We start from the raw sequence: 17,332 nt of genomic DNA, 5'->3' as shown, positions 1-17,332 counted from the left end.
CCTCACCACGCGTTCAGCACGGAGGCGCACCATGCCCATCGCCAACGACCTGCGCAAGACGCTCACCGACCCGACGCCGCTCTACTTCGCGGCCGGGGTCCTCGACAAGCTGCGCGAGGAGGTGCCGCAGCAGCTGGCCGCCGTCCGGGAGACGGACCCCAAGGAGGTGCAGGCCCGGCTCGCACGGCAGGCCAAGGAGACGCAGGCGAAGGTGAGCGAGACCCTCGGCGGGATCGACACCGACATCAAGAAGCTGCGGGAGCAGGCACAGCACCTGGCGCTCCAGGGTGTCGGGGTCGCCGCCGAGTACGCGGTCAAGGCCCGCGAGACCTACGACGAGCTGGCGGTGCGCGGCCGGGTCGCCGTCCGCAACTGGCGCGGTGAGGACGGCGGCGCCCCGGAGGTGACCGTCGAGCGGGAGCCCGTGAAGGTCGCCGAGCCCCCGGCCGAGGAGGCGGACGAGCCCGTGGCCCCGGCCGCCCGGAGCGCCTCCGCGGGCGGGGACGGGAGCGCGGAGCAGAGCACCGTCGCGGGCAGCGGCGCGACGGAGAGCGGCCCGGCCGAGAGCACGGCCAGGAGCAGCTCGGCGAAGGGCACGGCGAAGAGCGGCACCGCCAAGAGCGGCGGCAGCGCCAGCGCCCGCGCGAACGGGACCGGCGCGAAGAGCGGGACGCGCGCCCGGAAGACGAGCCCGCGCAAGACCGCGACCGAGGGCGGGACGGCCTCCGGCGGCGAGACGCCCGAGGTCTGAGCAGGACACCGCGCACAGCGCCGCGGGGCCGGGCCGGAACGGACCGGGCACCCTTCTCGGGCCCGGTTCGTTCCCCTCGCACTGGGGTACGGTGGGCCTCCACGGCCCCGACCCGGCGGCCCGCGCCCCGCCAGGCCCCGCGCCCCGGCCGGAGCGGCGGCCCGGAAGCGGCCGCCGGGCGGAGCGGACGGGCGGGGCACAGCAGGACGCAGCAGGGACGCAGCACCGATCAGGAGAGTGAGCACCATGCTGATAGAAGGCTTCAACGGCCTGCTGCTGCTGATCACCCTCGTGGTCGCGGCGCTCGCCGTCTTCGCTTTCGTCGACAGCACGCTCCGCCGTGAGGACGCCTACCGCGCGGCGGACAAGCAGACCAAACCGTTCTGGCTGATCCTCCTGGGGATCACCGCCCTGATCAATGTGCTGCCGTTCCTCGGCCTGATGGGGCCGATCATGCTGCTCCAGATCATCGGTCTGATCGCGACGATCGTCTATCTCGTCGATGTCCGCCCGGCGCTCAAGCAGGTCACCGGCGGTGGCCGCCGCCGGGGCGGCAGCAGCAGCGACGGGCCGTACGGCCCGTTCAACGGCCGCTGACGTCCCGCTCCAGCAGCAGGACGGCCACGTCGTCGGTGAGTTCACCGCCGTTGAGCCGGTGCACATCGGTCATCGCCGACTCCAGCAGCCGCTCACCCCGGGCGCCCTCCCGCATCCGCAGGGACACGATGTCGAGCAGCCCCTGCTGCCCGAGCCGCTCCCGGCTGCGGTCGTCCACATGGCCCTCGATCAGGCCGTCGGTGTACATCATCAGGCTCCAGGACCGGCCCAGCGTCACATGCCGGCGCGGCCAGCGGGCCTGGGGCAGCAGACCGAGCGCCGGGCCGCTCTCGTCGTAGGGCAGCAGCCGGGGCGCGGCGCCGCCTCCTCCGGCGAACAGCGGCGAGGGGTGGCCGGCCAGGCAGACCCCGGCGCTGCGGCCGTCGGGCGCGATGTCGACGGTGCACAGCGTCGCGAAGATCTCCTCGTTGGCCCGCTCGTGCTCCAGCACCCGTTGCAGCGTGCCGAGCAGTTCGTCCCCGCACAGCCCGGCGAAGGTCAGCGCGCGCCAGGCGATGCGCAGCTCGACGCCGAGGGCCGCCTCGTCGGGCCCGTGGCCGCTCACATCGCCGATCATCGCGTGCACGGTGCCGTCCTGGGTGCGGACGGTGTCGTAGAAGTCGCCGCCGAGCAGGGCGCGGGAGCGGCCGGGGCGGTAGCGGGCGGCGAACCGCAGATCGCTGCCGTCCAGCAGCGGCCGGGGCAGCAGCCCGCGCTCCAGACGGGCGTTCTCCTGGGCACGCAGCCGTGACTCGGTGAGCTGGCGCTGTGCCAGATCGGCCCGCTTGCGTTCGACGGCGTAGCGGATGGCGCGGGTCAGCAGCCCGGCGTCCAGCTCGTCGCGGAAGAGGTAGTCCTGGGCGCCGACGCGCACGGCCTCGGCGGCCCGCTCGGCGTCCGCCCCGTCGGTGAGCGCGAGCACGGCGTGCCGGGGTGCCAGCCGCAGGACGCGGCGCAGGGTCTCCAGCTCGTCCGGCCCGCCGGCGGCGGAGGCCGCCGGCTCGGGTGCGCCGTCGGCGCCGCCGTCCGCCGCCGCGGGTGCGGGCGCCGGTTCCGCGGCCCGGGGCCCGTCGGCCCGGCCGCCGGCCTCGCCGGCGTCCTCGACGATCCCGTCACAGGGCAGGGCGAGGTCGAGCAGTATGCAGTGGACGTCGTCGGTGAGCAGCCGCGCCGCCTCGGTGAGGTTGCGGGCGGTGCGGATCTTCACGGGCCTGCCGGACTCGTCCAGCATGCGGGGCACGCCGGGCGCACCGCCGGGGTCGTCCTCGATGACGAGCAGCGTGAGCGCGCTGCCCGCGCCCTTCGCCCGCGTCTCCGCCGCCTCGGCCGGCGCACCGCTCTCGGGCGCCGGAGCGGACACCGAGGCCGCCGAGCCCGCCGAGACCTCCGGGCCCGCCGGACCCGGCGAGGGGGCGGACGACGCCGAAGCCGCCGGAGAGACAGCCGAGGTCGCTGCCGGAGGCGCCGCCGGGCCGGTGGCGTCCTGCGGAGGCGGCACCGCGGCCTCCTCCGGCGTCGGGCGCGCTGCCGGGCCGGCCGGGCCCGGGGGCACGGCTCCCGGGCGCCGTTCCGCTCGCGGTGCCGACGAGCAGCCGGCGGCCGAGGCCGAAGGCGCACGTGCGGACATGTCGTTACCTCTCCCCTCCCCCCGAGGGCGTGGTGCCGTGCCGTGCGGCGCGTCACCATGACACAGCCCGGAACGCGTGCGGTGGTCGTGCGCGCGCCATCCCGGGCTTTCCGGAAGGGACCTTAGCGCTCCCCCGCACCGGTACGGAATGGCTCCGGGTAACCCGCCCCTGTCATATGCCCCGGGTTGACCGAGAGTTGGAGGGTCCGGTCCGGGCCCCGCGCGGGGTCCCGCATGACCAACGTCACCCCTCCGGCACCCCCGCGGCACGCCACCGCGCACGGGCCGGGACGGGATCGATGAGACAGCTCACAGCCGGGCCCGCGGCGGCCCCGGTGAGCGGCCTCACACGCCGTTCCCCCCGGTGACGGCGCCGACGCGGCGCGCGACCGCGCCCGCGCGCGGGACGGCGCACGGGCGCCGGCGGCCGTGCGTCACTTGTCCGGCCGGACGACACCCAGGATCGGCATGGTGCCCGCGCCCTCGACCGTGATCTGCCGCCCGGTGCGCGGCGCGTGCAGCAGCTTGCCGTCGCCGACGTAGAGGCCGACGTGGCTGGCGTCCCTCTTGTAGATGATCAGGTCCCCCGGGCGCATCCGCGCGACGGGCACATGCGGCAGCTGCCGCCACTGCTCCTGCGAGGTGCGCGGGATCGCCTCGCCCGCCGCCTGCCAGGCACGCATGGTCAGTCCGGAGCAGTCGAAGGTGTCGGGGCCCTCGGCGCCCCAGACGTAGTCCTTGCCGAGCTGCTCGGTCGCGTAGGCGATCGCCCGCTTACCGGCCTTCGACGCCTTCCCGTCGACGTCCTTCCAGGCGCCCGAATCCAGCCATTTCGCCTGCCGCTGCTGTGCCGCGTCCCGCTCCAGCTTCCGCAGGCGCTCGCGCTCCTTCTTCTTCAGCCGCGACTCGATCTCCTTGGCCTCCTTCAGCCGGCCCTCGATCTTCTTCTTGGCCGCGGCCTTCTTCTTGCGGTTCTCCTCCAGCTCCTTCCAGACGGAGTTGGCCTTCTTCCCGTCCCGCTTCAGCTCGGCTCTGGTGCGGGCGAGGCCGCTGATCACGCCGCGGGTCGCCTGCTGGCCCTTGCGCGCGAGCGACGCCTTGTGCAGGAAGTTCTCCGGATCGCTGTCGAGCACCAGCCGGGCCGCGTCGGGCAGGCCGCCGCTGCGGTACTGGGCACGGGCCAGGGCGCCGGCGGTGTCGGTGAACCTGTCCAGCTCGCCCTGGGTGGTCTCGATCCGCCGGTTGATGCGGTCGACGGACTTCTGCTGCTTCTTCGCCTTCTCCGCCGCCGCGTTGTAGGCGTCCGTCGCCGATCCGGCCCGGTCGTGCAGCCGCTCGATCTTCTTGCGGATCTCCTCCAGGTCGGTCTTGGCCGAGGTACCGGGCCCGGGCTGCGCGTGCGCCGGCTGCGCCGGTGCGAGCGCCGGCCCGGCGACGAGCGCGAGCGCGCAGACGACGACGGGGACGGCGGGTGCGCCCCGGTGGCGGCGCCGCGGGGACGTCCGAGGAGAGCCCAGAGAACGCAGAGGACGCACAGGTCGCAGCGGACCGGACGCATGGGCGGGAGCCCGGGGGTCAGAAGGATCGAGGAGAGGTGCAGAAAGAGGTACAGAAGAGGAAGGGTGCTCCGTCGGGAAGGTCGAGCTGAACTCCGGCCGCCGCACCGGCCCACCCCCTGTTTGTATGGTCAACTCAGGCCAAACTCAGGCCAACCCAGCGGATGGTGCCACGTTGTACTCAAAAGCAACAGAGCCTTGTACTCGCCGGTATGGAGCCGCCCTTCCCCCGGCGGAGAGCGGCCGGGCTCCGGGGGAGAACACCGGGCTGACCGCCGAGGTTCACTCCGCGTTCACCCAGGTCCGTTGGCCGCTTCACCTGATCTACCTAATTTCGGCCTTACCGACAGCGCAGCGGTGTCACCCCTCAAGAATCACTGGAACCACCCGCGACTCCCCGGCCTCCCGGGCACCGGGGAGTTCCGCCACCATCCACCCGGGCCGGGGCACACCCCCGGCTCCGGCGAGCCGGGCGGCCGTCCGTCCCGGGCCCCAGGAAGGAACTGAACGACAGTGAAGCTTCAGCGCACGAACCGGCTCCGCGCCGTGTCCCTCGGCGCGCTCGCGGCCTGTGGCGCCCTGGTGTTGAGCGCCTGCGGCTCGGACGACAACTCCGGCGGCTCGGGCGGCGAGACGAGCAAGGCCGCGAGCAACATCAAGTGTGCGGGCGAAGGCAAGCTGCTGGCCTCCGGCTCCAGCGCGCAGAAGAACGCGATGGACGTGTGGACGCAGACCTACCAGTCGGCCTGCGACACCACGCAGATCAACTACAAGCCCACCGGGTCCGGCGCCGGCATCCAGGAGTTCCTCCAGGGCAAGACCGCGTTCGCGGGCTCCGACTCGGCGCTCAAGCCCGAGGAGGTCGCCCAGTCCAAGAAGGTCTGCAAGGGCGGCCAGGGCATCGATCTGCCGATGGTCGGCGGCCCGATCGCGGTCTCCTACAACCTGGAGGGCGTCGACGACCTGGTGCTGGACGCCGAGACGCTCGCCAAGATCTTCAACTCGGAGATCACCGAGTGGGACGACCCGGCCATCAAGAAGCTCAACCCGAAGGCCGATCTGCCGGGCACCAAGATCCAGGCGTTCCACCGCTCCGACGAGTCGGGCACCACCGACAACTTCACCAAGTACCTGAGCGCGGCGGCCCCCGGCGCCTGGAAGGGCGAGCCCGGCAAGAAGTGGACGGGCAAGGGCGGCCAGGGAGCGGACGGTTCCTCGGGTGTCGCGACCAACGTCAAGCAGAACAACGGCTCCATCGGCTACGTCGAGCTGTCCTACGCCGACGGCAACGACCTGAACACGGTCAAGCTCGACACGGGCGCCAAGGACCCGGTCGAGGCGACGACGGACAACGCGTCCAAGGCGATCGCCGACGCGAAGGTCGTCGGCCAGGGCAAGGACCTGGCCCTGGAGCTGAACTACCGCACGAAGGCCCCCGGCGCCTACCCGATCACGCTGGTGACGTACGAGATCGCCTGCGACAAGGGCAACAAGAAGGAGTCGCTGGAGGCGACCAAGTCCTTCCTGAAGTACACCGCGGGCGAGGACGGCCAGAAGGCCCTCGCGGACAAGGGGTACGCGCCCATCCCCGAGGAGATCGCCGCCAAGGTCCGCTCGACCGTCGACGGACTGAGCTGAGGCACACCGGGCCGGCGCTCCCCGGGCCGGGTGGACGACCGCCCGCCCGGCCGGGGCACGGCGCACCGTCCGACTGACCGGACCGCGCAGGCGGTGGCGGCACCGAAGACCGCCGCCGCTCCCCTCCCGCACGCCACCCCTCGCCCTTTATGCCCCGCTCTGCGGCACATGTTCCGCCTCCCCGCGCGGGGCGGGGCCCAGGGCTCGGGACCACCCGGTGCACCACCGAGGGCCCCGTGGCGCCACCCGGAATCGGCCCGCACAACAGAGCCGGAGAAACCATGGCAACCGACACACCGCCCGCCCCGGCCACCCCGGAGCAGGGCTCCGCACGGGGCGTGACCCACCGGGGCGACCGGATGTTCCGCGGGCTCTCGCGGGGGTCCGGCATCGCACTCCTGGTGCTCATGGCCGCCATCGCGGTCTTCCTCAGCTGGCGTGCCGCCCTCGCCATCGGCGCCGACGAGGCCAACTTCCTCACGTCCTTCGAGTGGGACGCCAACGCCGACCCGCCCCGCTTCGGCATCGCCGTCCTCGCCTTCGGGACCGTCGTCAGCTCGCTCATCGCGATGGTCCTCGCGGTGCCCGTCGCCGTCGGCATCGCGCTGTTCATCTCGCACTACGCGCCGCGCCGGCTGGCCACCCCGCTCGGGTACGTCATCGACCTGCTGGCCGCCGTGCCCTCCATCGTCTACGGCCTGTGGGGCGCCCTCTTCCTCGTCCCGCATCTGACCGGCCTGTACACCTGGCTCGACGAGTACCTGGGCTGGACGGGCCTGTTCGCCTACGACGGCGGCCCGGCGCGCTCGCTGTTCACCGCGGCCGTCCTGCTGGCGATCATGATCCTGCCGATCGTCACCAACGTCTCCCGCGAGGTGTTCCGGCAGTCCCCGAAGATGCAGGAGGAGGCGGCGCTGGCGCTGGGCGCCACCCGCTGGGAGGTCATCCGCATGTCGGTGCTGCCCTTCGGGCGCTCCGGCGTCATCAGCGCGTCCATGCTCGGCCTGGGCCGCGCCCTGGGCGAGACGATGGCCGTCGCCACGGTGCTGTCCCCCAGCTTCCTGATCAAGGCGAGCCTGCTGAACCCCGGCGGCGGCACCTTCGCGCAGAACATCGCCGCCGGCTTCAAGGAGGCCGGTTCGACGGGCCGGGACGCGCTCATCGCCTCCGGCCTCGTCCTGTTCGTCATCACCCTGCTGGTCAACGGCGCGGCCCGGCTGATCATCGCCCGCCGCAAGGAGTACTCGGGAGCCAACGCATGAGGCCCGCACGCACCACGACCCGGCGGCGGGCGGGCGGCCCGTCCGTCCCCGCGTCCGTCCCCGCGACCGGCCGCGCGGCACACCGGCGCGGCCCGGCCCGGAAGGGAGAGGCGGCATGAGCCAGACCGTCCTCGCCGAAGCGCCGGTGGAACCCGCGCAGCCGGCGCCGTCCCTGCGCCGCCCCCGGCTGCCGCGCTGGGCACCGCTCGGCCTCGCCGCGCTCGCCGCCGCGCTCGGCACCGGCGTCGGGCTGCTGGCCGGGCTGGAGAGCCGGTTGCAGTGGGGGCTCATGGCGGCGCTGCTGTACGTCGTGCTCACCGTCACCGTCGCCGGGGCCGTCGAAGGCGCCCGGCAGGCGCGCGACAGGCTGGCCACCAGCGTCATCTGGGTCTGCTTCCTGGTGGCCGTCGTCCCGCTGGCGTCCCTGCTGTGGGAGACGGTGGCACGCGGTGTGCAGGTGCTCGACGGCTACTTCCTGACGCACTCCATGAACGGAGTGATCACGATGGAGCCGGGCGGCGGCATCTACCACGCGCTGATCGGCACCCTCGAACAGGTCGGGCTGGCCACGCTGATCGCCGCGCCCATCGGGCTGCTGACCGCCGTCTACCTGGTCGAGTACGGCACCGGGCGGCTCGCCAAGGCCGTCACCTTCTTCGTCGACGTCATGACGGGCGTCCCGTCCATCGTCGCCGGGCTGTTCGTCCTCTCCTTCTGGATCATCATCCTGGACTTCGGCTACTCGGGCTTCGCGGGCGCCATGGCGCTGGCCATCCTGATGATGCCGATCGTCGTCCGCTCGACGGAGGAGATGCTCCGGCTCGTCCCGAACGAGCTGCGCGAGGCGTCACTGGCGCTCGGTGTGCCGAAGTGGAAGACGATCCTCAAGGTGGTGCTGCCGACCGCCGTCGGCGGGATCACCACCGGGGTCATGCTCGCCGTCGCCCGCGTCGCCGGCGAGTCCGCGCCCGTCCTGCTGCTGGTCTTCGGCTCGGCACAGATCAACGCCAACCCGTTCGAAGGCGCCCAGTCCTCGCTGCCGTACTACATCTACGAGCAGTGGGCCAACGGCAACGCACCCTCCTACGACCGCGCCTGGGCCGCGGCCCTCGTGCTGATCGCCTTCGTCATGATCCTCAACCTGGTCGCCCGCGGCATCGCCCGCTGGAAGGCCCCCAAGCACTAAGAGAGTGGTTCCCATGGCCAAGCGCATCGACGTCAGCGGCCTCTCCGCCTTCTACGGCGGCTTCCGCGCCATCGACGACATCTCCATGACCGTCGAACCGCGCTCCGTGACCGCCTTCATCGGCCCCTCGGGCTGCGGCAAGTCGACCTTCCTGCGCACGCTCAACCGCATGCACGAGGTCACGGCCGGCGGCCGCGTCGAGGGCAAGGTGATGCTCGACAACGAGGACCTCTACGGCTCGGGCGTCGACCCGGTCTCCGTCCGCCGCACCATCGGCATGGTCTTCCAGCGGCCCAACCCGTTCCCGACGATGTCCATATACGACAACGTCGCGGCCGGACTGAAGCTCAACGGCGACCACAAGAAGAAGGACCTCGACGAGGTCGTCGAGCGCTCCCTCAAGGGCGCCAACCTGTGGAACGAGGTCAAGGACCGGCTGAACAAGCCCGGTTCCGGGCTCTCCGGCGGACAGCAGCAGCGGCTGTGCATCGCCCGGGCCATCGCGGTCGAGCCGCAGGTGCTGCTGATGGACGAGCCCTGCTCGGCGCTCGACCCGATCTCCACCCTCGCCATCGAGGACCTCATCGCCGACCTCAAGGCGCAGTACACGATCGTGATCGTGACGCACAACATGCAGCAGGCCGCGCGGGTTTCGGACCGCACCGCGTTCTTCAACCTCGCCGAGGTCGGAGCGCCCGGCAAGCTGGTCGAGATCGACGAGACCGAGCGGATCTTCTCCAACCCCTCGGTCCAGGCCACCGAGGACTACATCTCCGGCCGCTTCGGCTGATCCCCCGCCGGGCGGTGCTCGCCCTCGACGGCCGGACCCGGCCGGCCCGGGCCCGTCCGGCACTTGAGGACGAGCGCCCCGGCCGACACGGATACGGACGAGCGGGAAGACGGCACGGGCCGGCGGCAACGGCGCTAGCCGAAGGCCAGCTTGACCGCCCAGTAGACGACGGCCGCGGCGACCGCCGCAGCGGGCATGGTGATGAACCACCCGACGATGATGTTCTTGGCGACCCCCCAGCGGACGGCGCTGACCCGCTTGGTCGCCCCGACGCCCATGATCGCCGAAGTGATCACATGCGTCGTCGAGATGGGCGCGTGGAACATGAACGACGCGCTGTACATGACGGACGCGGCCGTGGTCTCCGCCGCGAACCCCTGCGGCGGGTCCAGCTCGATGATCCGCCGCCCCAGCGTCCGCATGATCCGCCAGCCGCCGGCGTAGGTGCCCAGCGACAGCATCGCCGCACAGACGATCTTTACCCAGACGGGGATCTCGTTGTGCTCCTGGACGTCGGCGATGGTGAGCGCCATGACGACCACGCCCATGGTCTTCTGCGCGTCCTGGAGGCCGTGACCGAGCGCCATACCGGCGGCGGAGACGGTCTGCGCGATCCGGAAGCCGCGCTTCGCCCGGTGCGGATTCGTCTTGCGGAAGAGCCACAGGATGACGCACATGACGAAGTAGCCGACGACCAGGCCGATGATCGGCGAGAGGAACATCGGCAGCACGATCTTCTCGAACACGCCGGACCAGTAGACGCCGATGCCGCCGGCGAGCGCCGCGCCCACCATGCCGCCGAAGAGCGCGTGGCTGGAGGACGAGGGCAGCCCGAAGTACCAGGTGATCAGGTTCCAGACGACGGCTCCGACGAGCGCGGCGAACAGGATACCCATCCCGATGTCGCCGTGCGGGGTCTGGATGAGCCCCTCGCTGACGGTCTTGGCGACGCCGCTGCCGAGGAAGGCACCGGCCAGGTTCATCACGGCGGCCATCGCCAGCGCGGCACGCGGGGTGAGGGCGCGGGTGGAGACCGACGTCGCGATGGCGTTCGCCGAGTCGTGGAAGCCGTTCGTATAGGTGAAGAGGAGCGCGACACCGACGGTCACGATCAGCGCGAAGGTGTCCACGGAAGGTCAGGACTCCTTGACCGCGATGGTCTCGACGGTGTTGGCCACGTGCTCGAAGGCGTCGGCCCCCTCTTCCAGGACGTCGACGACCTGCTTGAGCTTCATGACCTCGATCGCGTCGTACTTCCCGTTGAACAGGTGGGCGAGAAGCTTGCGGTGGATCTGGTCGGCCTGGTTCTCCAGCCGGTTGACCTCGATCCAGTACTCGGTGAGGTTGTCCATGGTACGCAGGTTCGGCATGGCCTCGGCCGTCAGTTCGGCAGCCCGCGACAGGACCTCGATCTGCTGCTCGACCCCCTTGGGCAGCTCCTCGATCTGGTAGAGGACGACGAGGTCGACGGCCTCCTCCATGAAGTCCATGATGTCGTCGAGGGAGGACGCCAGGTTGTAGATGTCCTCGCGGTCGAACGGCGTGATGAACGAGGAGTTGAGCTGGTGGAAGATCGCGTGCGTCGCGTCGTCCCCCGCGTGCTCCGCCGCCCGCATCCGTTCGGCGATCTCCGCACGTGCGGAGGAATCCGCCCCGAGCAGTTCCATGAGGAGCTTCGAGCCGGTCACGATGTTGTCCGCGGAGGCCGCGAACATGTCGTAGAAGCTCGTCTCCCTGGGGGTCAGACGAAAGCGCACTGGGGATCCTCGGGGTGCCTCGATGTCGGTCTCGTTGATGCTAGGCGCATCATCCGGCCACAGCGAACCGGCGTCCCCAGTGTCACCCATGGGGACTCGGGGCCTGAAGCGGGCTCCGGAAAGTCCGGTACCATATACCCAGGAGGGGTATCGGCGCCCGCGGCGACCGGCCCCGCTTCCCCCAGGGAGGATGCATGACGTCAGCCGAAACCGGCGCCGTGGAGGCGGCGGACGCACCGGAGACGGCACCCGCGACCGTGGCCGAAGCCACATCGCAGTGCTGCTCGGCACACGCCGCCACCGGCGAGCACGGTTACACCAAGCACAAGGACGCACACCTCAAGCGACTGCGCCGCATCGAGGGCCAGATCCGCGGCCTCCAGCGGATGGTCGACGAGGACGTCTACTGCATCGACATACTCACGCAGGTGTCGGCGTCCACGAAGGCACTGCAATCCTTCGCGCTCCAGCTGCTGGAGGAGCATCTGCGGCACTGCGTGGCACACGCCGCGCAGGACGGCGGGGCCGAGATGGACTCGAAGGTCGAGGAGGCCACCGCCGCGATCGCGCGCCTGCTGCGCACCTGATCACCCCCGCTCGCCGGTCACTCGGCCCGGCGTGCGGGACGCGGCCCCTCCTCCCGGCCGCCGCCCGGCGCGCCGCCGAGCACCTCGTCGATCCGGGCCGCCGAGAGCGGACCCTCGGCGGCGGACGCGGCGATCATCAACTCGCCGCACAGCTCGATCTCGGCGAGCGCCACCTGGTCCTGCATGGCAGAGCGGTGCCTGTCGCAGGTCTCCTCGCCCTCGTCGGGCAGCGGAACAGGCACACGTCTCACCTCCTGCGCATGCGGACCGGCCCCACCCCTCCCCAGCGTAGGAGCGCCGCACAGCGCGCGCATGGCACTTGGGAACCATTTACCCCCGCACGGCCACACCGCGGCGCGGGCCGGCGGTCCCGTCCGCTACGGCAGCGCGATCTTCCCGGCGTAGATGTCCCCGGGCTCGGGGAAGGAGATGTCCGCGCGGGCACCGAAGCCGTGCAGCCGCGTCGTCGAGAGCACCTCGACGCCGCCCCGTGCCTCGTTCCCGGAGCCCGCCGGCGCGGCGGCGACCGTGAACCGGTGCTGCACCTTGCGCAGCCGGCCCCGCTCGTCGAAGTAGGCGTCGAACGGGACGCCCGCACCGGAGAACCCTTTCTCCGCCGCCCGCAACTGCCGCCGCACCTGTGTCGACCCGGCGGCGACGGCCGCGGCCTCCATGTCGACGACGCCGGTGAACCGCCACACCCGTACACCGTCGAGCGCGGTGGTGCCCTCGTACCGGATCCGCCGTGCGCCGCCCAGCAGTTCGGCCGCGCTGAGCGGGTCGGTGGCGCCCCCGGTGACCAGATTGCCGTCCGGCAGCGTCGTGGTGTCCACCCGCACCCACTTGTCCGCGGGAACGCCCGCGCCCCGGTTCTTCATGTACAGCGCACCGGGCGCCAGCAGTTCGGGCACCGGGCGGCGCTCACCGGGCCGGGCACCGCCCGCGCCGGGAGGGAGGGTGACCCGCAGCCGGCCGGTGCCGCGGGCCAGATCGAAGACGCCGGTGCCCTCGATGGTCAGCCGGGTGCCGCCGCTCTCCACCTCCATGGAGGTCAGCGCCCGGGAGCTGCCGGCCCGGCGCAGCGTCTCGGCCGCACGCTCGACGTCCGCCGCACGGGGCCGCTCCCCGGGACGCCGGCCGTCCCCCGCCGCCGGGCTCTGGGACGTGCAGCCGGTCACGGCGAGAAGGGCCGCACCGATCGCCCCCACCGCGCAGACCCGCACCGCGACGGCCTCCCGGGACGCTCCGGCCCCCCGCCCGCGCCGCCTCGACGCTGCATGCCCTTCGTGCGTCATCTGCCCCACGTCCGCGCTCCCCGCTTCGGATGCCAGACTCAACGAGGCCCGCGTCCGGGCCGTCACGCCCGCAGTACGGTGGTCACGTGCTGGAGCGAACGCTGGACGACGAGCCCACGACCGGCCCCGAGGCCGCGGCGGGAACCGGACCGGTACCCCACCGGGCGGACACCCGGGAGCGGGGTTCCTTCTGTTACGCGCAGTGCAGCTGCGGCTGGCGCGGCCCGGCCCGGCGGGCACGGGACCGCGCCCGGCTCGACGCCGGGACACACACGGAACAGGCGGGCCCCGGCGGCCCGGGGGACGACAGCAGCGTGCCCCCGCCGGGAGGCCCGGCAGGGGCACATTGAACAGCGAACAGGGAGCGGGGAGCGGCGAGCACCGTGCGGGGCCGGCGGCGGAGCAGGGCCGCTGACGCCCGAGGGGGACCGGTGTCAGGCCGCCAGGTCGCGGTCGCCGGCGCGGCGGCTTCCGGCGGCGCGGCCGGAGTCCGCACCGGCGGCGGACGGCCCGCCCGCGTCGGCGTGGTCGGTGTGCGGCCCGGCCCACAGCAGTCCGCGGAGGAACGCGTTGCCGGTCAGCAGGCGCACCAGCGGGGTGAGGGCCCACTGGGCGACGGGCGCGAGGAGCAGGGCGACGGCGGTGCCGAGGGCGAGGCCGCCGATGACGTCCGTGGGGTAGTGCACGGCCATGTAGACCCGGCAGAAGCCCTCCAGGACGGCGAGCACGATGGCGATCAGACCGAGCTTGCGCTGCACCATGAAGATGCCGACCGCGATGGCCATCGTGAGCGTCGCGTGGTCGCTCACGAAGGAGAAGTCGCTCTTCCCGTCGATCAGGACGTCGAGCCCCTTGTGTTCGAGGAAGGGACGGGGCCGTCCGACGAAGTCCCGGATGGGGATGTTGATGATCAGTGCGATCACCGCACCGAGCGGCGCCCACACCAGCCCGGCGAAGCCGCTCACGGCCTCGTCGAGGGTGTCCCGCTTGCGGGTCACCCCCCACCACGTCCACAGGCCCAGAACGACGAGGCCGATCGCGATGCCGTACTCACCCACGTACTCCATGAGCCGGTCGGCCCATCCGGGGGCGTCCTTGGCCAGTCCATTGATGTCGTAGAGCAGCTCGACATCAGGGTTGTCCCAAACAGCCATGGCGGTGCGGCCCCTCTTCTCTGCTCCGTGGGTGTGCTCGGTTCACGTCGGCGGCGCTGCGGACGCCGGTGACGCTGCTGACGCCGGTGGCGTCGATGTCACAGACAACGCTGACGACCCCCCGTGGTCGCTGTGTGGAAGTCCGGTTCCGCGAAGAAGAACGCCCTGTGCCGGGTCTGCCGTTCCGCTCTTACCGAACGATCACCAGGACGTTACCCAAGAGTGACCCGTTCGCGCAGCTCAGGGCCTATGCCTCACGAATTGTTGACCGAATCCGACACTCCCGGTCACAGCGGTGCCGGCTCCGCTCCCGGCCCCCGCGCGAGCGGGCCCGCCGCCGTCGGACGAGCCGTCCGCTCAGTCCGCGCTCGGGCGCGTGGCCCCGAAGTAGTTCGGGGTGTCGATCGGGTCGAACCTGATCTTCGCACCCGTGTAGGGAGCGTCGATCATGTACCCCCCGCCGACATAGATGCCGACGTGGTCGATGGACCGGGAGTTGTTCAGGTCCGAGCCGAAGAAGACGAGATCGCCGGGCAGCAGCTCGTTCCGTTTCGGATGCGGCCCGGTGTTCCACTGGTCGTTGGCCACGCGGGGCAGCTCGATGTCCACCGAGGCGTAGGCGGCCTTGGTCAGCCCCGAGCAGTCGAACCGGCCGCCCTCCTGCGGGGTGCCGTCGCCACCCCACAGATACGGGGTGCCGAGCTTCTTCTGCGCATAGGTGATCGCCCCCGCCGCCTGCTGCGACGGATCGAGGCGGCCCTTCTTGTGCGACGCGAAGCTCTGCTCCATCTTGCGGATGGTCGAGACGTAGTTCTTCGTCTCGCTGTACGGCGGCACACCGCCGTACTTGATCACGGCGTAGGCGCCCGCGTTGTAGGCCGCCAGCATGTTGTCGCCGGCGTCGCCGGGGGCGTCCTCGACGTACTTCGCCAGCTTGCAGTCGTAACTCGCCGCTGACGGAATCGCGTCCTCCGGATCCCATACGTCCCGCTTCCCGTCGCCGTTGGCGTCGATGCCGTGGGTGGCCCAGGTGCCGGGGATGAACTGGGCTATGCCCTGCGCCTGCGCCCCGCTCTGCGCATCGGGCTTCCAGCCGCTCTCCTGGTACAACTGCGCCGCCAGCAGCGCCGGGTTGAGCGCCTTGCACAGGTTGCCCCATTTCTGCACCAGCCCCTGGTACGCGGCCGGCACCGCACCCTTCGCCAGGCCGACGGACCGCCCGCCGGCACCCGCCATCCCCGCGGCAGCCATATAGGTGCCCACCACGAGCAGCACGACGAACAGGGACAGCACTCCCAGCCCGCCGCCCAACCCCAGCAGCCACAGCTTCTTGCGGTTCTGGCGCATTCCTCAACCCTCCCCCGCCGACCACCTGTTCAGTACCGAGAGGGCGACAAACGTTCCCCGGTGCCGCCGCGCGCCCCCTCAACGCCCCCATCATTCCAGCCGCGTTCGATCCGTCACCCCCCTCCCGGCAGCCCCACCCGCCCCCGGCCGCCCGGACCCGCCGAAACCCCGCGACAGATGGTGTCCGAGCGACAAGACCACAGCGCACCGCGGCACTTCGGACCGTGCGACGGGCGCGGGTGTCGCCCCGGCGTGGCACAATCCGTCTGAGACAACCTTCGAACTAGGGCGGTGAGTTCACCATGCTCCTGGCGGCCGACAAGGGCGACATCACCACCATCATCGGCGGCATCGCCCCGGACTGGGGCCCGTTCGGCACACTCGGGAACGAGGCGCGGACGATGATCCAGGTCGTCATGGCCGTCGCGATCCTCCTCTGCCTCGGTATCGCGATCTGGGGCGCGGCCAAGCAGCGCATCGGCGCCACGGCACTGCGCGACACCTTCAGCGCCGAGCAAGGCAAGGGACTGATCGTCGCCGGGCTGACCGGAGTGTTCATCATCGGCTCGCTCACCACGCTGTTCACCATCGTGTACGGGATGGCGGTCTAGGCCGGCGGCTAGCCTCGGCCCATGGCCAACACACTCACGCACGAGCGCTACTGCGCGGAACTCGACCACCAGGTCCGCCTGTTCGCCGAGGCACTGACCGCCGCCGGGGAAGACGCGCTGGGCCACCGGGTGCCGACCTGCCCCGACTGGACACTGCGTCACCTGACCGAGCACCTCGGCGGCGCCCTGCGCTGGATGGGCGAGACGGTCCGCAGCAGGGCGAGCGAGATGGTGCCCCACGACGCCGTACCGGGCGGCAGCGGGCCGGGCGAGCAGGCGGGCGCCCCGGAGCTGGCCGAGTGGTTCGGCGAGGGCGCCCGGCAGCTCGTCGACGCCCTGCGCTCCGCCGGCCCCGACGCCCCGGTGTGGACCTGGTCCGAGGACCAGAGCGCCGCCTTCTGGGCCCGCCGGGCCACCCACGAGACGGTGATCCACCGCGCGGACGCCTTCCGCACACTCGACCGGCTCGACCGGGATTTCACGGTGGCCCCGGACCTCGCGGCCGACGGCCTCGACGAGTGGCTCCAGATCGTGTGCAGCCCGCAGGCCCGCGCCCATATGACCTCGCTCCGGAAGCTCAACACCCGCGCCGGCGCCTCCCTGCACGCGCACCCGACGGACATGCCGGCGCCCGCCGAGGGCGAACAGCCCGCCGAGTGGCTGATCGAGGTGGCCGACGGCTCCATGGCCTACACCCGGGCACACGCCAAGGCCGACGTCGCCGTCCGCGGCCCCATGACGGACCTGCTCCTGACGTTCTACCGGCGCCGGTCCCCCGACCACGAGCGCCTGGAAGTGCTGGGCGACCGCGGCCTGCTGGATCTGTGGCTGGAGTCCGCCAACTTCGGCTGAGCGCGGGGCCGGTGAGGTCCGTGAGGTCCGGCAAGCGGTGGCGCCGGGGTCGCACGACAGGCGCACGGAGGGCCGAAGGGCGCGCGCCACCCGGGCCCGAGCCGGGGCCGGACCGGAACCGGCCCGGCCTGTCCTGAATCCGACCGGACGGGCCCACCGGCCCCGGCACGGCCGGAAGGACGGAGCAGCCCGCCCTCGCCGCGGCCCCGGCACGGCCGGAAGAACGGAGAGCCCGCCCTCGCCGCGACCCGGCCCCGGCCCCGGCACCCGGCACCCGGCACCCGGCACCCGGCACCCGGCACCCGGCACCCGGCACCCGGCA

18 protein-coding genes are annotated in these 17,332 nt (G+C 72.0%); 10 read left to right on the top strand and 8 right to left on the bottom strand.

Features of this window, described 5'->3' with window-relative positions:
• Positions 1–31: 31 nt before the first annotated feature.
• Positions 32–751 (top strand): prolipoprotein diacylglyceryl transferase, encoded by a 720-nt coding sequence (locus SCA03_RS19855; protein WP_107428961.1) that lies wholly within the window; start codon positions 32–34, stop codon positions 749–751.
• A 246-nt stretch (positions 752–997) separates the two neighbouring features.
• Positions 998–1,348 carry a DUF2516 family protein gene (locus SCA03_RS19850; RefSeq protein ID WP_086815080.1) on the top strand — a complete coding sequence of 117 codons (351 nt, stop codon included), beginning with the start codon at positions 998–1,000 and terminating at the stop codon, positions 1,346–1,348.
• Here the strand turns inward: SCA03_RS19850 and SCA03_RS19845 are convergent.
• Together SCA03_RS19845 and SCA03_RS19840 are read right to left on the bottom strand one after the other, a co-directional pair.
• Positions 1,335–2,708: a PP2C family protein-serine/threonine phosphatase gene (locus SCA03_RS19845; protein ID WP_037852760.1), complete on the bottom strand. Its 1,374-nt coding sequence runs from the start codon at positions 2,706–2,708 to the stop codon at positions 1,335–1,337. The two genes, SCA03_RS19850 and SCA03_RS19845, sit on opposite strands and share 14 nt — an antisense overlap.
• 701 nt (positions 2,709–3,409) lie before the next feature.
• Complete coding sequence (locus tag SCA03_RS19840; protein WP_086815081.1) at positions 3,410–4,501, bottom strand: C40 family peptidase; 1,092 nt, start codon at positions 4,499–4,501, stop codon at positions 3,410–3,412.
• Positions 4,502–5,044: 543 nt separating this feature from the next.
• On the opposite strand from SCA03_RS19840, the gene pstS reads away from it, so the two are divergent.
• From pstS to pstB, 4 genes are all read left to right on the top strand, one after another.
• Positions 5,045–6,169 (top strand): phosphate ABC transporter substrate-binding protein PstS, encoded by a 1,125-nt coding sequence (gene pstS / locus SCA03_RS19835; RefSeq protein WP_030887826.1) that lies wholly within the window; start codon positions 5,045–5,047, stop codon positions 6,167–6,169.
• Positions 6,170–6,450: 281 nt separating this feature from the next.
• Positions 6,451–7,431: a phosphate ABC transporter permease subunit PstC gene (pstC, locus tag SCA03_RS19830; protein ID WP_030894824.1), complete on the top strand. Its 981-nt coding sequence runs from the start codon at positions 6,451–6,453 to the stop codon at positions 7,429–7,431.
• A gap of 115 nt (positions 7,432–7,546) precedes the next feature.
• A complete protein-coding gene (pstA, locus tag SCA03_RS19825; protein ID WP_030887821.1) occupies positions 7,547–8,617 on the top strand; it encodes a phosphate ABC transporter permease PstA in 1,071 nt (356 codons plus the stop codon).
• 13 nt (positions 8,618–8,630) lie between these two features.
• Positions 8,631–9,407, top strand: coding sequence for a phosphate ABC transporter ATP-binding protein PstB (gene pstB / locus SCA03_RS19820; RefSeq protein WP_030887818.1), 777 nt, complete (start codon positions 8,631–8,633; stop codon positions 9,405–9,407).
• Between the two features lie 134 nt (positions 9,408–9,541).
• Here the strand turns inward: pstB and SCA03_RS19815 are convergent, their stop codons facing one another.
• Both SCA03_RS19815 and SCA03_RS19810 read right to left on the bottom strand, forming a co-directional pair.
• Complete coding sequence (locus SCA03_RS19815) at positions 9,542–10,537, bottom strand: inorganic phosphate transporter (RefSeq protein ID WP_030887815.1); 996 nt, start codon at positions 10,535–10,537, stop codon at positions 9,542–9,544.
• Between the two features lie 6 nt (positions 10,538–10,543).
• A complete protein-coding gene (locus SCA03_RS19810) occupies positions 10,544–11,164 on the bottom strand; it encodes a DUF47 domain-containing protein (protein WP_030887812.1) in 621 nt (206 codons plus the stop codon).
• 194 nt (positions 11,165–11,358) lie between these two features.
• On the opposite strand from SCA03_RS19810, the gene SCA03_RS19805 reads away from it, so the two are divergent.
• Entirely contained in the window at positions 11,359–11,751 is a 393-nt protein-coding gene (locus SCA03_RS19805; protein WP_170298008.1) for a metal-sensitive transcriptional regulator, read from the top strand.
• Positions 11,752–11,768: 17 nt separating this feature from the next.
• Here SCA03_RS19805 and SCA03_RS19800 read toward each other — a convergent pair whose 3' ends face one another.
• On the bottom strand, positions 11,769–11,993 hold the full coding sequence (locus SCA03_RS19800) for a hypothetical protein (RefSeq protein WP_037852756.1): 225 nt from the start codon (positions 11,991–11,993) through the stop codon (positions 11,769–11,771).
• Between the two features lie 135 nt (positions 11,994–12,128).
• Positions 12,129–13,046, bottom strand: a complete 918-nt coding sequence (locus SCA03_RS19795; protein WP_212767304.1) for an SCO4651 family lipoprotein — start codon at positions 13,044–13,046, stop codon at positions 12,129–12,131.
• 86 nt (positions 13,047–13,132) lie between these two features.
• On the opposite strand from SCA03_RS19795, the gene SCA03_RS19790 reads away from it, so the two are divergent.
• Positions 13,133–13,396 carry a hypothetical protein gene (locus SCA03_RS19790; protein WP_086815076.1) on the top strand — a complete coding sequence of 88 codons (264 nt, stop codon included), beginning with the start codon at positions 13,133–13,135 and terminating at the stop codon, positions 13,394–13,396.
• Positions 13,397–13,480: 84 nt separating this feature from the next.
• Here SCA03_RS19790 and SCA03_RS19785 read toward each other — a convergent pair whose 3' ends face one another.
• Together SCA03_RS19785 and SCA03_RS19780 are read right to left on the bottom strand one after the other, a co-directional pair.
• Positions 13,481–14,200, bottom strand: coding sequence for a phosphatase PAP2 family protein (locus tag SCA03_RS19785; protein WP_030887803.1), 720 nt, complete (start codon positions 14,198–14,200; stop codon positions 13,481–13,483).
• A gap of 357 nt (positions 14,201–14,557) precedes the next feature.
• Complete coding sequence (locus SCA03_RS19780; RefSeq protein WP_086815077.1) at positions 14,558–15,547, bottom strand: C40 family peptidase; 990 nt, start codon at positions 15,545–15,547, stop codon at positions 14,558–14,560.
• Between the two features lie 302 nt (positions 15,548–15,849).
• Between SCA03_RS19780 and SCA03_RS19775 the strand changes: the two genes are divergently transcribed.
• Both SCA03_RS19775 and SCA03_RS19770 read left to right on the top strand, forming a co-directional pair.
• A complete protein-coding gene (locus tag SCA03_RS19775; RefSeq protein ID WP_030887797.1) occupies positions 15,850–16,158 on the top strand; it encodes a DUF8827 family protein in 309 nt (102 codons plus the stop codon).
• 21 nt (positions 16,159–16,179) lie between these two features.
• Positions 16,180–17,010, top strand: a complete 831-nt coding sequence (locus SCA03_RS19770; RefSeq protein ID WP_030894816.1) for a maleylpyruvate isomerase family mycothiol-dependent enzyme — start codon at positions 16,180–16,182, stop codon at positions 17,008–17,010.
• Positions 17,011–17,332 lie beyond the last annotated feature (322 nt).

Source organism: Streptomyces cacaoi (assembly GCF_006539165.1).
Lineage (GTDB): Bacteria > Actinomycetota > Actinomycetes > Streptomycetales > Streptomycetaceae > Streptomyces > Streptomyces cacaoi.
This window is presented reverse-complemented; position numbering and strand designations above follow the sequence as displayed.

Excerpts from the sequence above, each read along its gene's own strand:
- SCA03_RS19855 (WP_107428961.1), top strand. The coding sequence starts at position 32 with ATGCCCATCGCCAACGACCTGCGCAAGACGCTCACCGACCCGACGCCG.
- SCA03_RS19850 (WP_086815080.1), top strand. The coding sequence starts at position 998 with ATGCTGATAGAAGGCTTCAACGGCCTGCTGCTGCTGATCACCCTCGTG.
- pstC (WP_030894824.1), top strand. The coding sequence starts at position 6,451 with ATGGCAACCGACACACCGCCCGCCCCGGCCACCCCGGAGCAGGGCTCC.
- pstA (WP_030887821.1), top strand. The coding sequence starts at position 7,547 with ATGAGCCAGACCGTCCTCGCCGAAGCGCCGGTGGAACCCGCGCAGCCG.
- pstB (WP_030887818.1), top strand. The coding sequence starts at position 8,631 with ATGGCCAAGCGCATCGACGTCAGCGGCCTCTCCGCCTTCTACGGCGGC.
- SCA03_RS19805 (WP_170298008.1), top strand. The coding sequence starts at position 11,359 with ATGACGTCAGCCGAAACCGGCGCCGTGGAGGCGGCGGACGCACCGGAG.
- SCA03_RS19795 (WP_212767304.1), bottom strand. The coding sequence starts at position 13,046 with ATGACGCACGAAGGGCATGCAGCGTCGAGGCGGCGCGGGCGGGGGGCC.
- SCA03_RS19785 (WP_030887803.1), bottom strand. The coding sequence starts at position 14,200 with ATGGCTGTTTGGGACAACCCTGATGTCGAGCTGCTCTACGACATCAAT.
- SCA03_RS19780 (WP_086815077.1), bottom strand. The coding sequence starts at position 15,547 with ATGCGCCAGAACCGCAAGAAGCTGTGGCTGCTGGGGTTGGGCGGCGGG.
- SCA03_RS19775 (WP_030887797.1), top strand. The coding sequence starts at position 15,850 with ATGCTCCTGGCGGCCGACAAGGGCGACATCACCACCATCATCGGCGGC.
- SCA03_RS19770 (WP_030894816.1), top strand. The coding sequence starts at position 16,180 with ATGGCCAACACACTCACGCACGAGCGCTACTGCGCGGAACTCGACCAC.